This is a genomic window from Mesorhizobium sp. M7A.F.Ca.US.011.01.1.1 (assembly GCF_003998295.1).
Lineage (GTDB): Bacteria > Pseudomonadota > Alphaproteobacteria > Rhizobiales > Rhizobiaceae > Mesorhizobium.
Map to the genome: position 1 here is coordinate 443,113 of NZ_RZRT01000001.1, position 13,978 is coordinate 457,090.

The 13,978-nt window shown below is 63.2% G+C and carries 16 protein-coding genes; 5 read left to right on the plus strand and 11 right to left on the minus strand.

Annotation, left to right across the window (positions count from 1 at the left end; genetic code table 11):
* Positions 1-11 precede the first annotated feature (11 nt).
* A complete protein-coding gene (locus tag EOA13_RS02250) occupies positions 12-803 on the plus strand; it encodes an NAD(P)H-dependent oxidoreductase (protein ID WP_127289307.1) in 792 nt (263 codons plus the stop codon).
* A 27-nt stretch (positions 804-830) separates the two neighbouring features.
* Here EOA13_RS02250 and EOA13_RS02255 read toward each other — a convergent pair whose 3' ends face one another.
* Entirely contained in the window at positions 831-2,282 is a 1,452-nt protein-coding gene (locus EOA13_RS02255) for a LysM peptidoglycan-binding domain-containing protein (protein WP_127289309.1), read from the minus strand.
* A gap of 143 nt (positions 2,283-2,425) precedes the next feature.
* Between EOA13_RS02255 and EOA13_RS02260 the strand changes: the two genes are divergently transcribed.
* Complete coding sequence (locus EOA13_RS02260; RefSeq protein ID WP_127289311.1) at positions 2,426-3,037, plus strand: TIGR00730 family Rossman fold protein; 612 nt, start codon at positions 2,426-2,428, stop codon at positions 3,035-3,037.
* Between the two features lie 72 nt (positions 3,038-3,109).
* Here EOA13_RS02260 and EOA13_RS02265 read toward each other — a convergent pair whose 3' ends face one another.
* Positions 3,110-3,994, minus strand: coding sequence for a LysR substrate-binding domain-containing protein (locus tag EOA13_RS02265; RefSeq protein WP_127289313.1), 885 nt, complete (start codon positions 3,992-3,994; stop codon positions 3,110-3,112).
* Positions 3,995-4,102: 108 nt separating this feature from the next.
* Between EOA13_RS02265 and EOA13_RS02270 the strand changes: the two genes are divergently transcribed.
* Positions 4,103-4,393, plus strand: a complete 291-nt coding sequence (locus tag EOA13_RS02270; protein WP_127289315.1) for a muconolactone Delta-isomerase family protein — start codon at positions 4,103-4,105, stop codon at positions 4,391-4,393.
* A 177-nt stretch (positions 4,394-4,570) separates the two neighbouring features.
* Complete coding sequence (locus EOA13_RS02275) at positions 4,571-5,569, plus strand: transporter (RefSeq protein WP_127289317.1); 999 nt, start codon at positions 4,571-4,573, stop codon at positions 5,567-5,569.
* A 16-nt stretch (positions 5,570-5,585) separates the two neighbouring features.
* Here the strand turns inward: EOA13_RS02275 and EOA13_RS02280 are convergent, their stop codons facing one another.
* The 9 genes from EOA13_RS02280 to cysS form a co-directional block, all read right to left on the minus strand.
* The gene (locus EOA13_RS02280; RefSeq protein WP_127289319.1) at positions 5,586-6,272 is read right to left on the minus strand and encodes a glutathione S-transferase; all 687 of its coding nucleotides are present in this window, start codon (positions 6,270-6,272) and stop codon (positions 5,586-5,588) included.
* 10 nt (positions 6,273-6,282) lie between these two features.
* A complete protein-coding gene (gene rarD, locus EOA13_RS02285) occupies positions 6,283-7,209 on the minus strand; it encodes an EamA family transporter RarD (RefSeq protein ID WP_127289321.1) in 927 nt (308 codons plus the stop codon).
* 83 nt (positions 7,210-7,292) lie between these two features.
* A complete protein-coding gene (gene cimA, locus EOA13_RS02290; protein WP_127289323.1) occupies positions 7,293-8,909 on the minus strand; it encodes a citramalate synthase in 1,617 nt (538 codons plus the stop codon).
* 197 nt (positions 8,910-9,106) lie between these two features.
* Positions 9,107-10,066 carry a prolyl aminopeptidase gene (gene pip, locus EOA13_RS02300; protein ID WP_127289325.1) on the minus strand — a complete coding sequence of 320 codons (960 nt, stop codon included), beginning with the start codon at positions 10,064-10,066 and terminating at the stop codon, positions 9,107-9,109.
* Entirely contained in the window at positions 10,063-10,539 is a 477-nt protein-coding gene (locus tag EOA13_RS02305) for a GFA family protein (protein ID WP_127289327.1), read from the minus strand. The genes pip and EOA13_RS02305 overlap by 4 nt, the downstream gene beginning before the upstream one ends.
* Positions 10,536-11,027 carry a GFA family protein gene (locus EOA13_RS02310; RefSeq protein WP_127289329.1) on the minus strand — a complete coding sequence of 164 codons (492 nt, stop codon included), beginning with the start codon at positions 11,025-11,027 and terminating at the stop codon, positions 10,536-10,538. Before EOA13_RS02310 ends, EOA13_RS02305 begins: the two co-directional genes overlap by 4 nt.
* Positions 11,028-11,033: 6 nt before the next feature.
* Positions 11,034-11,420: a VOC family protein gene (locus EOA13_RS02315; protein WP_023812897.1), complete on the minus strand. Its 387-nt coding sequence runs from the start codon at positions 11,418-11,420 to the stop codon at positions 11,034-11,036.
* Positions 11,417-11,902 carry an endonuclease domain-containing protein gene (locus EOA13_RS02320; protein ID WP_245490287.1) on the minus strand — a complete coding sequence of 162 codons (486 nt, stop codon included), beginning with the start codon at positions 11,900-11,902 and terminating at the stop codon, positions 11,417-11,419. Before EOA13_RS02320 ends, EOA13_RS02315 begins: the two co-directional genes overlap by 4 nt.
* Before the next feature lie 41 nt (positions 11,903-11,943).
* Entirely contained in the window at positions 11,944-13,380 is a 1,437-nt protein-coding gene (cysS, locus tag EOA13_RS02325) for a cysteine--tRNA ligase (protein WP_127289331.1), read from the minus strand.
* 391 nt (positions 13,381-13,771) lie between these two features.
* Between cysS and EOA13_RS02330 the strand changes: the two genes are divergently transcribed.
* On the plus strand, positions 13,772-13,918 hold the full coding sequence (locus EOA13_RS02330) for a hypothetical protein (RefSeq protein ID WP_127289333.1): 147 nt from the start codon (positions 13,772-13,774) through the stop codon (positions 13,916-13,918).
* Positions 13,919-13,978 lie beyond the last annotated feature (60 nt).

The following is a 13,978-nucleotide window of genomic DNA, read 5'->3' on the forward strand; positions in this document are numbered from 1 at the left end:
GAGTCCCCCGCATGAAAATCCTACTTGTCTTCGCACATCCCGAATCCCGCTCGCTCAACGGCGCGCTCCGCGATGTCGCCATCGGTGAACTCGATACACAAGGCCACGAAGTGCGGGTGACGGACCTCTACGCCCAGGGTTGGAAATCAGCGGTTGATCGGGCCGACTTTCCGGTTCTAGCGCCGGACGCGCGGCTGATGCCTGCCGCAGCGTCAAAAAAGTCTTTCGAGGCCGACGCGCTGACAGAGGACGTCAAGGCCGAGATCGCAAAGCTGCTATGGGCGGATGCCCTGATTCTCCAGTTTCCGCTCTGGTGGTTTGCCATGCCGGCGATCCTCAAGGGCTGGGTCGACAGGGTCTTCGCCTACGGCTTCGCTTACGGTGTGGGTGAGCATAGCGACAAACGATGGGGCGACCGCTACGGCGAAGGAACCTTGATGGGCAAGCGCGCAATGCTGATCGTCACCGCCGGCGGCTGGGAGGAGCACTATGCCCCTCGCGGCGTCAACGGACCAATCGATGATCTGCTGTTCCCGATAAACCACGGGATTCTCTACTACCCGGGCTACGATGTCCTTCCGCCATTCGTCGCCTATAGCGTCGACCGCTTCTGCGAAGCCGACTTCGAGCCCACAGCCGAGCGCCTGCGCGAGAGGATGAGAACGCTCGCGACCACGCAACCCATCCCTTATCGCCGGCAAAATGGCGGCGACTATTTGATTCCGAGCATGAAGCTACGCCCCGACTTGGCAGATCCGAACATAATCGGATTCAAACTGCACCTGAGCGGTTCAACAAACTAGCTGACGTCGGCCTTTGGATGGCCTGGACTAGTTGGTCTTGGCCGGCGCTGTCGTTGCCTGCTCGCCCATCGCCTTGAGGTCGGCGGCTTCGCCTTCCTTCGACTTTTCCGGGACCTTGAACACCTGCCCCGGCCAGATGCGGTCGGGATCACTGATCTGGTCCTGGTTGGCGAGGTAGATGGTCGAGAAGCGTACGCCATGGCCGTAGACGCGCCGCGAGATCCGCCACAGCGTGTCGTTGCGGCGGATGATGACGGCGCCGTCGGCATGTTCAAGCTTGGGCGCCACGGTCTCGGGCACATCGCTCGGCGGCGTTGCCTCCGCCACAACGGCCGGAGCCTCGGTGGCGGGAGCAGGCGTCGTGGCCGGAGCCGTCTCGGCCGCGGCCGGCGCCTCGGTGGCGGCAGGTGCGGCCGGCTTGGGCTGAACGGGCTTCGGCGCCGAGGGTGCCACGGCGGCGACCGCTTCGCCAGGCTCGCGCTCGAACGGCACGGCTGCGCGGGCCACAACTGTCACACCGTCGGTATCGAGGCCGTCGACACGAATTGTGTAGCTGCCGACCGGAATGTCGCGCGTCGCCTCGACCAGGAAATGACCGTCCGTCGAAGTTTGCGCATCACCGAGCAGGATATCGTTGGCATAGGCGCGCACCTTGCGGCCGGCATCGGCGAGACCGGCGACAAAGATCTTGCTGCCGTCGATCTCGACCGCCTCGACGACGATCTTGGGCTCGGTCACGCCTGCAGCGGGCGGCGTCGCCGGCGCTGCAGGAGCCGGTGCTGCGTCGACCACGGCAGGTGCCGGGGCGGCTGGTGCCGGAGCAGCTGCGGGCGCTTCGGCTGCGGGAGCAGCCGGCGCGGCGGCCGGAGCAGCCGGCTTTGCCTCGGGCGCGGGAACGGTCAGCAATTCGGCCGGCTTGCCCGGCTCCTCGACCATGGCCAGCACCTGGCCGGCCGCATCCTTGGGAACCGAAACGACGGCGGTCTGCACCGAGGGCGTTACGACATCGCCCGTGGTCGCGCGCAGCGCGATGGTATAATCGCCGGGCTTCAGCGGATCATCGAGAACGATAACGAAGGCGCCATCGGGACCAGCGACCGTCGAGCCAAGCACCGTCGAGCCGTTGAGGATCTCGACCTTGGCGTTGGGCGCCGCATTGCCGGCGACGACAATCGAGCCATTGCTTTCGACGCGCACGACATCGAAGGACGGTGCGACCGGACCGGCCGCAGCCGGCGCAGCCGCGGCCGGTGCCTGGGGCACCGCGGCGGGAGCCGCAGGGACTTCCGCGGCGGGCAGCCGCGCTTCGGTGCCGGGATCGGCCGATTTTGGCGCTGCGGGCGGCGTCTGCGCCGCCACTTGCGCCGGCGGCGTGGGATTGAGATACGGGTCGAGTGCGCCCGATACATAGGCGGTTCCCGCGGCCGCAACGGTCCCACCCGCCGCGAACAGGAACGCCTTCAGTGGATTAATTGCCATATTTCCCTACCCCTTAGCCACCTAACGCCGGTCTAGCCTGTTTTGCCAATGCCGACAAGAAAAACGGGCCGACAAGAAAAAGCCCGGGCTTGTTGACCCTTGGGGCTTGACCACGCTTTCAGACCCAATCACCAATCATCGGCATGAACACGATTCGATCCGTCTGCGTCTATTGCGGCTCGTCTCCGGGCCGCGATGAAACCTATATCAAGGCCGGGCACCTGCTCGGGCGCTCGATTGCCAAAGCGGGACTGCGGCTGGTCTATGGCGGCGGCACCAAAGGCATTATGGGCGCTGTCGCCGAAGGCGCGCTCAAGGCCGGCGGCAAGGTGACGGGCATCATTCCGCGCTTCCTGATCAACAAGGAGGCGAGCGAAACAGCGCTTGACCGGCTCGATGAACTCTTGATCACCGACAACATGCACGAGCGCAAACACAAGATGTTCGAGAAATCCGACGCCTTTGTGGCACTGCCGGGTGGCATCGGCACGGTCGAGGAGATCATCGAGATCATGACCTGGGGACAACTTGGCCATCATCGCAAGCCGATCGTCTTCGGCAATGTCAAAGGATTTTGGGATCCGATGCTGGCGCTGCTAGATCACATGGCCGCCGAAGGCTTCATCCACACCGCACAGCGGGTCAAGCCGCTGGTCATTGACGACCCCGAAGCGATCGTCGCCGCCATCATGGTGGCAGGGTCATCCGTCGACGCCCCGACCGAGGGCGTGCAGTCGGTGATAGACAAAATGTAGGGGAATACGGAGTAAGGCAGTAGGGGAATATGTGAAGTGCCTGGGAACGGCGCCCCCTATTCCCCTATTCCCCTATTCCCCAGCTGCCTGCCGCAAATCGGCAATCACCGCGCGCCGGTCATGACGCCGCCAGGCGAGATAGATGGAGACCGTGCGGTCGAACCACGGCAGGTCGCGAAATACGATCCGCGGCGGCGCAGCGGCACGCAGGCTGGCTTGCACCGTCGCAAGGCCGAGACCGGCGCTGACAAGGCCGAGCGAGGTCAGCGGGTCCGCCGTCTCATAGGCGATGTCGGGCCAAAAGCCGGCCTTGGCGCAGGCGGCAAGGAACTGGCCGCGATTGGTGTCGTCCGGCTGGCGCACGACGGTGATCCAGGTGCGACCGTCAAGGTGGTCGGGCTCAATCTCTGGCACTTCAGCAAGCGGATCATCTTCAGGGATCGCCAGCACCAGCGGCTCATGCCGCAGCGCTATCGCGGCGACATCCGGGTCATCATCGGCTGGCGGCGAGTAGACAAAGCCCAGATCCAGCGACTGCTGCCGTAGCCCTTCCAACTGCGCCGCCGAACGCAGGCTTCTCAGCTGCAGGTGGAAATCCGGCCGGTCGCGACGGAACTGGCGCAGCATCCCGGCGACAAGCCCGGCATGAACGGCCCCTTCGACATAGCCGATGGCGAGCCGGCCGACGGCGCCGCTGGCCAGGTTGCGGCCGAACTCCTCCAAACGTCGCGCATTGGACAGCAGCGCGCGGGCCTCCGTGAGGAAGGCGCGGCCCTCGGCGTTGAGGTGGACCCGCTGTTTTGCCCGCTCGAACAAAGCGACGCCGAGTTGCTCCTCGAGCTGGATGATCTGCCGGCTGAGTGGCGACTGAGAAATATGCAGCATTTCGGCGGCGCGCCCGACATTGCCGGTTTCGGCGACGGTGACGAAATAGCGGAGCTGACGCAGATCGAACATTTTTCTCCAGGCTCCAGTCCCCGCAGGTCTCAACTTTAGCCTAACCAGTCTTGGACAGTCTGACCAGCGGGAGCGATAATTCGGCCATTCCAACCAAAGGAGACCGCCATGCAGTTCTTTGCCCTTCTCACCCGCAACACCGAAAATTTTGCCGATGCCGATTTCGCTCCGCTTCTGCCCGGCGAAGCCGAACAGCGGCGCACGCTCTATGCCGAAGGCGCGGTACGCCAAGTGTGGAACCGGGGCGACATCCCGGGCAGCGGCATGATGTTCGAGGCAGCCGATGATGCAGAGGTTCGCGGCCACCTCGCCACCTTGCCGTTGGTCAAGGCCGGCATGATGGACATTGCCGCAATCGTATCCCTAAAGCCCTACCCCGGCTTCGGCCCGAAGCACTGACTGGGGCACAATCCGGGGTGGCGAAGGCGTCACCTCCGCATTGCCACGGCTGATCGACAGACCGTGATCGGCTGTCAAGAAACCGTCACACGGAACCGGGTTCGCTCGTGCTAGAAATCAAGGCCAGGCAGCCGCCGTGCGGTGCCATCTTCGGAACATGCATCTGGCACCGCCCCCATGGATATCACTCTCGCCCCGGAAGGCACCGACCTGTCGCCCTACCTGCCCGACGAGCACGGATTGTTCTTCATCTATCACTTCACCGCTGAGGGCGTGCGAACCAGGGACGCCGCCGCCGCGCACTGGACATGGCGCAGCTACCAGCTTTCCGACATGCGCGCTCGCCATGAGATCGGCACCGATCAGGCTTTGCCGGCACCGGTGCGTGAAGCTTTCCTGTCCGCCAGCCATGGCTGCCACATCGACCTCGAGGATGACTGGCTCTACGGCGACCTGCCGGACCTGCGCCACGACTATTCGGCGGAAGCGGGCGGGCTTGGCCATTTCCGCTTCGCGCTCAACGACACGATGCTGGTCGGCGCCCGCAAGCAACCGCTACAGTCGGTCGACAACATCCGCAAGGCGATCGAGAATGGGTCGCGCAAGTTCCGCTCGCCAGCCGAGTTGATCGAGGCTGTCGTCGGCCAGTCGTTCGATGGCATGGTGGCGGAACTTGCGGCACTCGGCGACAGTCTCGACGGCATCGAAGACCGTATCGTCTGCGACGCATGGCACAATGAACGGCAATCCCTCGTCGACGCGCGCCGGCATCTGGTGGTGATCCATCGGCAGATGGCGACGCTCACCAATCTGTTTCGCCATCTCGACCATTCGCACCGTAACGACCTGCCCGATTCGATCAATGACATGGCGGCCCGGCTTTCGCACCGTGCGCAGACGCTGCATTATGACGGCGAGCAATTGCAGGCGCGCGCCCGGCTGTTGCAGGACGAGCTTATGGCAAAGCTGACGACGCAGTCGAACCGGCTGCTGTACGTACTGTCGGTGATGACGGCGGTGCTGTTGCCGATGACCATCATCTCAGGCCTGTTCGGCATGAATGTTGGGGGCCTGCCGCTGGTCGACACGCCAATGGGCTTTTGGGCGGTGACGGCGGTGTCGATGGTGATCGCGGGTGCGACCTATCTCTTTGTCAGGCGGCTCGGACAGATGTAGCACCCGCCGGCGGCTTTCACGCCGTGGCGCGAAGATCCTCGATGACGGTGCCGGCGGCGGCGACTTCCGCTTCGTGATCGGCCTCGCGCCAGGTCTCGGCAAGACCAGCCGCATACCATTCGCGCATCGCCGGCAGAGCAAGCAATTGGGCCGGATAGGCCGCAGCCGCAGCCTCGAAGGAGAGCCCATAGGACCGGGCGCGAAACGCCACCGGAGCAAAGAAAGCGTCGACGGCGGTGAAATGAGCGCCGGCCAGAAACGGCCCCCCGAAACGGGCAAACCCATCGTTCCAGAGATCGCCAAGGCGAAAGAGGTCCTGCTTCAGCCCATCGGACATCGGGAACGGCTTTACCCGCACGCCACAACTCATCGGGCATGCCCCGCGCAATGCGGTGAAGCTCGAATGCATCTCGGCGGCGGCCGAGCGTGCCCAGGCGCGCGCCTTGGCCTCGACAGGCCACACGCCATGGTGGCGTTCGGCCAGATATTCGACGATGGCCAGCGAATCCCAGACCGCCCAGCCATCGTCGATCAGGCACGGCACCCGGCCGCTGGGCGAAAACGACCGGTAGAGTTCCCAGCTCGGTCCGGTCGGGAATGGCGTCAGCCGCTCCTCGAATGGGATGTCCAGTTCTCGCATCAACACCCAGGGCCGCAGCGACCATGAGGAATAATTCTTGTTGGCGATATGCAGCAGGTACATCCGAAATCCCTTACCGTGCGGGCTGCGGCGCGGCCCTACGCGCTGTCGTCAGCATCGACCAGGAATAGACCGCCAAAGCCGCCCAGATCAGCGCGAACGCAACCGCCTGGGTGGTGCCGAAAGGCTCGTCGAAGATCAAAACGGCGATCAGAAACACCATGGTCGGCGCGATATATTGCATGATGCCGATGGTTGACAGGCGCAGCAGTTTGGCGCCGAAGGCGAACAGCAGCAGCGGTATCGACGTGACTGGACCGCAGCCGATCAACAGCGCCCTATCGGCACCGCTGCTGGATACGATGTGGTCCTGTCCGGTCGCGATGAGATAGACGATGTAGCCGAGCGCCGGCACCGCCAGCAGAAGCACTTCGAGCAAAAACCCCTGGCTCGGGCCGATCGGCAGCGTCTTGCGGAAGAAGCCGTAGGCGGCGAAGGAAAAAGCCAGCGCCAGCGACACCCAGGGCAGCTTGCCGCCCTCAATGGTCAACACCGCGACCGCGACGGCCGCCAGCACCACCGCCGCGATCTGCAGCCGGTCGAGGCGCTCGCCAAGCAGCAGCGCGCCGACAACGACGCTGACCAGTGGATTGATGTAGTAGCCGAGCGCGGTCTCGACAGTGCGGTCGACGGCAATCGCCCAGACATAGATGCCCCAGTTGACCGAAATCAGCGCAGCCGTCAGCGCGGCCATGGCGATGGTGCGCGGCGAATGCAGCGCCGCCTTGAAATCCGCCGTGCGGCCGGCCCAGATCAGGACGGCGGCGGCGATCGGCACCGACCAGACGATGCGATGGGCAATGACTTCGGCGAGCGGCAGATGAGCGACCGCCTTCATGTAAAAAGGCAGCAGCCCCCATAGCAGATAGGCCCCCAGTGCCAGCAGGAAGCCGCGACGGGCCTTGGAATCCGCATCCAGGGTGATTGTTTCAGTGGCCATGGGCCAACGCTATGGCCCAGTCACCTTGGCAAGACCATCGCAAAGTTCTGATGGATCAATGGACTTTCGCTGATGGTTCAACCCTATTCGGCGGCCACCAGTCCGGCCATCTCGCGGTTCTTCATCAGCTTGTAGACGATGGAATCCATCAGCGCCTGGAACGAGGCGTCGATGATGTTTTCGGAAACGCCGACCGTCCACCAGCGCGCGCCGGTGCCGTCATGCGATTCGATCAGAACGCGGGTGATCGCCTCGGTGCCGCCATTGAGGATACGCACCTTGAAGTCGGCCAGTTCCATGTCGGCGATCTCGCTCTGGAACTTGCCAAGGTCCTTGCGCAGCGCAATGTCGAGTGCGTTGACCGGGCCATGCCCCTCGGCCACCGACATCTTCTCCTCGCCGTCGACCACCACCTTGACGATCGCTTCGGAGACCGTCTTCAGCTGGCCGTTGGCGTCGAAGCGGCGCTCGACCATGCAGCGGAACGAGGTGACGTTGAAGAACTCCGGCAGGCCGTGCAGCATCTTGCGTGCCAGGAGCTCGAAGCTGGCATCGGCGCCCTCATAGGCATAGCCCTCGGCCTCGCGCTCCTTGACCACTGATATCAGCGCGTCGAGCCGGTGATCATCTTTCGGCACGTCGATGCCGCGCCGCTTCAACTCGGCGAGGAAATTGGCCTTGCCGCCCTGGTCCGAAACCATGACGCGGCGGCGGTTACCGACCGTTTCCGGCGGCACATGCTCATAGGTCGCCGGCTCCTTGGCCAGCGCGGAGGCATGGATGCCCGCCTTGGTGGCGAAAGCAGAGGCCCCGACATAGGGCGCTTGCGCTTCCGGGGCGCGGTTCAAGAGTTCGTCGAAGGCGCGGGACAACCTGGAAATGCCGGTCAGCGCCTCAGCCGAAATGCCCGTCTCGAAACGATCGGCGAAGGCCGGTTTCAACGCCAGCGTCGGCACGATCGAGATCAAATTGGCGTTGCCGCAGCGCTCGCCGATGCCATTGAGCGTGCCCTGGATCTGGCGCACGCCGGTCTCGACAGCGGCGAGGGAATTCGCCACGGCCTGGCCGGTGTCGTCATGGGCATGGATGCCGAGATGATCGCCTGAAATACCTGATAAAATAACCTTCTCGACGATGGCGCGGACTTCCGACGGCTGCGTGCCGCCATTGGTGTCGCACAGCACCACCCAGCGCGCGCCGGCATCATAGGCGGCCCTGGCGCAGGCCAGCGCGTAGTCGGGATTGGCCTTGAAGCCGTCGAAAAAATGCTCGCAGTCGACCAACGCCTCCTTGCCGGCGGCGATCGCCGCCTCGACGGAGGCCTTGATGGCGTCGAGGTTCTCCTCATTGGTGCAGCCGAGCGCGACGCGGACGTGATAATCCCAGCTCTTGGCAACGAAACAGATGGCGTCCGATTTCGACTGCACGAGTGATGCAAGGCCGGGATCGTTGGACGCAGAAACCCCTGCCCGCTTGGTCATGCCGAAGGCGACGAATTTGGCACGTGCCGTCCGCTTCTCCTGGAAGAAGGCCGTATCGGTCGGATTGGCGCCGGGATAGCCGCCCTCGACATAGTCGAGGCCGAAGGTGTCGAGCAGTTTTGCGATGGCGATCTTGTCCTCGACGGAAAAGTCTATGCCCGGCGTCTGCTGGCCATCGCGGAGGGTGGTGTCGAAGAGGAACAGTCTTTCCTTTTTCATGACAGCAAGGTGCTTGAGCACCCCCCTCTGGCCTGCCGGCCATCTCCCCCGCAAAGGGGGAGATCGGCAGCTGTGACGACAGCGCTGGTCCTGCAATGTCGGCGATTGGCGAAAGCGAAGGCGACATCCAATCTCCCCCCTTGCGGGGGAGATGTCCGGTAGGACAGAGGGGGGTGTGAAGGATCGCCGTGCATCGACTATATCTTCCCTGCAAACCGATCCGTCGCCCGGATCAATTGGTCCAAAATCCCCGGCTCCGAATACGCATGGCCGGCGCCCTCGATCAGATGGAAATCCGCCTTCGGCCACGCCTTATGCAGCGACCAGGCATAGCGCGCCGGGCACGGCATGTCGTAGCGGCCATGGACGATGGTGCCGGGAATGTCGCTCAGCTTGTGCGCGTCGCGCAGCAGCTGCCCTTCCTCAAGCCAGCCGGCATGGACGAAATAGTGGTTCTCGATGCGGGCAAAGGCGACAGCATAGTCGTCCTGCCCAAAAGGTCCGCTGGTCTCCGGCTCGGGCAACAGCGTGATCGTCTCGCCCTCCCACAGACTCCAGGCGCGGGCCGCCTCGATCTGCGCCTTGCGATCCGTGCCGACCAGCCGCTTGCGGTAGGCGGCCATCATGTCGCCACGCTCGGCCTCCGGGATCGGCGCCAGAAAGCGCTCCCATTTGTCCGGGAACATTTCCGAGACGCCGAACTGATAGTACCATTCGAGTTCCGCACGTGTCAGCGTGTAGATGCCGCGTACCACCAACTCACTGACGCGTTCGGGGTGCGTTTCGGCATAGGCGAGCGCCAGCGTCGACCCCCAGGAGCCGCCGAACACCAGCCATTTGTCGAAGCCGGCCATTTCACGCAGGCGTTCGATGTCGGCGACCAGGTGCCAGGTCGTATTGGCTTCGAGCGAGGCGTTGGGCGTCGATTTTCCGCAGCCGCGCTGGTCGAACAGAATGACATCGTAAAGCTTCGGGTCGAACAGCCGCCGGTGTTTTGGTGAAATGGTGCCGCCCGGTCCGCCATGCAGGAACACCGCCGGCTTGGCGCCTTTGGTGCCGGAACGCTCCCAGTAGACCTGATGGCCGTCGCCGACATCCAGCATGCCGGACTCGAAGGTCTCGATCTCGGGATAAAGCGTACGCAATTGACTGCTCATAGCTGCAAACCTTTGGTCGGCCAGTCCGCTGTTTCATGGTCTGGGTGCTGGAAGGAGATGATGGATTCCTGCCTGTTGTAATAATCAGGATCCTGGTGGACGGGCTGATCGAAGATCGTCTCCACCCACGGCAGCCGCGCGGCATAGTTGACCTGGATCTGCGGTGCCAGATCCGAACGGTCGTCGAAGGCACCGATGGCGATTTCCAGTCCGCCGGGCTGCCGATATGTCAGCGGCGTGCCGCAGCGGGCGCAGAAACCCCGGTCGATGTTGATCGACGACTGGAAATAGCTCGGCTCTTCATGGGTCCATTCGACGCCATCCCTGGGCACCGTGACCAGCGCACCGAAGAACGAGCCGAACTGCTTCTGGCACATGCGGCAATGGCAGATCGACGGACGGCCGAGCGCCCCATGAATGCGGAAACGCACGGCGCCGCATTGGCAGCCGCCGGTTCTTACTGTCTCGGTCATGATCTTTCCTTTGGCGGCCATTGTTCGGTGTCGTGGTCCGGATGCTGGTAGGAGACGAGATCCGCCAGATAAGAAGCCGACGACACGTCGGCCATCGTCTCCTCGCCCGGCAATCGCGGGATCGTATCGACATAAGGCAGCTTTGCCTCGACACCCCATTGGATCAGCGGCACGATCTCCGCCGGATTGTCGAACGCGCCGATGGCGAGGCCAACACCATCCGGTGCGGTGAAGGTCAGCGGCGTGCCGCAATCAGCGCAAAAACCGCGATCGACATGGTTGGAGGAGCGGAAGTATTTCGGCTCGCCGCGCGTCCAGTCGAGCCGGGCGCCACGCACCGAAACCAGCGGCGCATAGAACGAGCCGAACGCCTTCTGGCACATGCGGCAATGGCAGACCGAAGCGTCGCCGAGCGCGCCTTCAACGCGAAAGCGCACCGCGCCGCACTGGCAGCCGCCGGTGTAGATCGGCCGGTTGTCGAGGCTCATCTCGGCTCACTCCGGCGCATGGCAGACAGCTTCGACATTGTTGCCGTCGGGATCGAAGACGAAGGCGCCATAGTAGTTCGGGTGATAATGCCGGCGCAGGCCCGGCCCGCCATTGTCCTTGCCGCCGGCGGCAAGGGCCGCTGCGTGGAAGGCATCGACCTCGGCGCGGCTGCGCGCCGTGAAGGCGACGTGCTGGTGATCCCTGGGCTTGTCCTTGGCCGAACTCAGCCAGAACACCGGCCGGTCACGGCCATAGCCGCCGACTTTGGCGCCGCCGGTGTATTCCAGCGGTACCATGTAGAGGAGCGCTGCACCAAGCGGCGCCATCGCCTTGTCATAGAACGCCTTCGAAGCATCGAAATCGGCAACGGTGATGCCAAGATGGTCTATCATGGAACGGACTCCCTAGCTGGTTCGATCGCCGGCACTTCGGCAGCGCCCAGGCCGGCCTCGATGACGATGTGCTGGCAGACATTGTCGATATCGCGAATGACGTCGTCGTTCCAGAAGCGCAGGATGGTCCAGCCACTGCTCTTGAAATATGCGCTGCGTGTCTCGTCTTGTTGTAGATTTTCGCTATCCGCATGCTGGCTGCCGTCTACCTCGACGATGAGACGATAGGCCGAGCAAGCAAAGTCAACGATATAAGGTCCGATCGGCACCTGCCGTCGAAAGCTCATCCCCATAAGCCGGTGAGCACGCAACTCATTCCAAAGTTTCAACTCCGCATCGGTCATGACACGACGCACGGATTTGCATTCCGGCGGTGTCGTTGCGGAACGAGATCGTGTCCCATCAAACTCCCCTTCGCCGGTGATTAGCGAAATCGGCGACGAGGGCTGATCTCCCCCGCAAGGAGGGAGATCGGCTGTCACCAGCGCCTCCGCCAAACTTGTAAAGGTGTTTCGCGCCACCCTCACCGCTTGACCTCCCACGTCGTCACTCGCTCGCCGTTGACCGGATCCTTGCCGTCCTTCAACTGTACACCTTGCGCCAGCAGTTCGTCGCGGATGCGGTCGGCCTCGGCCCAGTTCTTGGCGGCGATGAATGCGAGACGCTTGGCGATGGCCTTGGCGACGTGGTCTTCATCAACCGTCGCCGACGCGACATCGAAGCCGAGGAACAGCAGCGACGCCTTCAGCGACGCAGCCGCATCGTTGCCGTCCGCCGCCTCGCCGGCCAACTGCGTCAGGGCCTGGAAGGCGGCATAGGTGGCGAGATCGTCGGACAAGGCATCGATGATCTCCACGGGCACCTGCCCCGCCGCCGCCGGCGCCAGATCCGCCGCCCGCTTCCATTTGCGCAGCATGTTCTCGGCCTCTTCCAGCTTGCGCACGGAAAAGTCGATCGGCTCGCGATAGTGCGTCATCAGCATCGCCAGCCGCAGCACCTCGCCCGGCCATTTGCGGCCGCCAAAAGTCTCGGTCTCCAGGAGTTCGTTGATCGAGTAGAAGTTGCCGAGGCTCTTCGACATCTTCTGCCCTTCGACCTGCAGGAAGCCGTTGTGCATCCAGATGTTGGCCATCACGTCCGTGCCATGGGCGCAGCGCGACTGAGCGATCTCGTTCTCGTGGTGCGGGAAGATCAGGTCGAGGCCGCCGCCATGGATGTCGAACACCTCGCCGAGATAGGCGGCCGACATTGCCGAGCATTCGATGTGCCAGCCCGGCCGACCCCTGCCCCATGGCGAATTCCAGCCAGGCTCCTCCGGCGACGACAACTTCCACAGGACAAAATCGCCGGGATTTTTCTTGTGCGCGTCGACGGCGACGCGAGCACCAGCCTGCTGCTCGTCGAGATTGCGCTTCGACAGTTGGCCGTAGTCCGGCATCGACGCCGTATCGAACAGGACTTCGCCCGCGGCAACATAGGCATGGCCGCGTTCGATCAGGCTTTGAATCAAGGTGATCATGTCGACTTTGCCGTCGGCGCGGGGCTCGACGAATTCGGTGGCGCGCGGCTCGACCGTCGGCTCCAGGCAGCCGAGAACCGCCGCGTCCCGATGGAACTGATCGGCGGTCTTTTCGGTGACCCGCCTGATCGCCTCGTTGAGCGAAAGTGTTCCGGAAGCGATCTCGCCGCCGAAGTCGCGCAGAGCGCGCGCGTTGATCTTGTCGTCGACGTCGGTGATGTTGCGCACATAGGTGACGTGCCCCTGCCCATAAACGTGACGCAGCAAGCGGAAAAGCACGTCAAAGACGATCACCGGCCTGGCATTGCCGATATGGGCAAAGTCGTAGACGGTCGGGCCGCAGACATACATGCGCACATTGTCTGGATCGATCGGGACGAAATCCTCTTTCGTCCGCGTCAGCGTGTTGTAGAGGCGCAGGCTCTGAGATGCGTCGAACATTCGTGCCTTCCCGGTTCAGAACTCAATTTGACGAAGCCAGCCCTGCGCGAAACGCAAATCAGGCTCCAGCCTGCTGGCCGGGGCGTTTGTCCAATCTGGGGAAAGATGAGGCGAAAACGTCCGGACCAGCGCGAGGCTAGCCAATAATGCAAATGCCACAAATGGCGAAAGACGTCTTCATGGGCGGCTTTATCGCCTTGGCATGTGTTGCCGTCAAGTCGCAAGTTTCGGCAAAAACGTCGCTGGATCACAGGTAATGATGCACTGAAACATTTTATTAAACATGTCGGCACAGTCATGAAACATTCGCCGGCTAGATCAGCGGGCGTCACGATTTGGTCAGAATCAGCCATCAAACGCAGACACGAAAATGTTACCTGGGAAGAGAAACATGCCCCGAACCAAGCAGGAAGCCAAGCAGCCGGCACTGGCCAACCACTATCGCGCGATCGGCCCGGCCGCGATCGTCGCCGCCCTCCTTCACACCGCGAAGAAGAAAAAGCCGGTACAGAAGATCGTGTCGCCCCGCGCCGCCTGAAGTGGTGTGCGGCCCTGCGTCAAGGGCGCCTGGCAAATGGCGCAGACATACGCCGCTGAA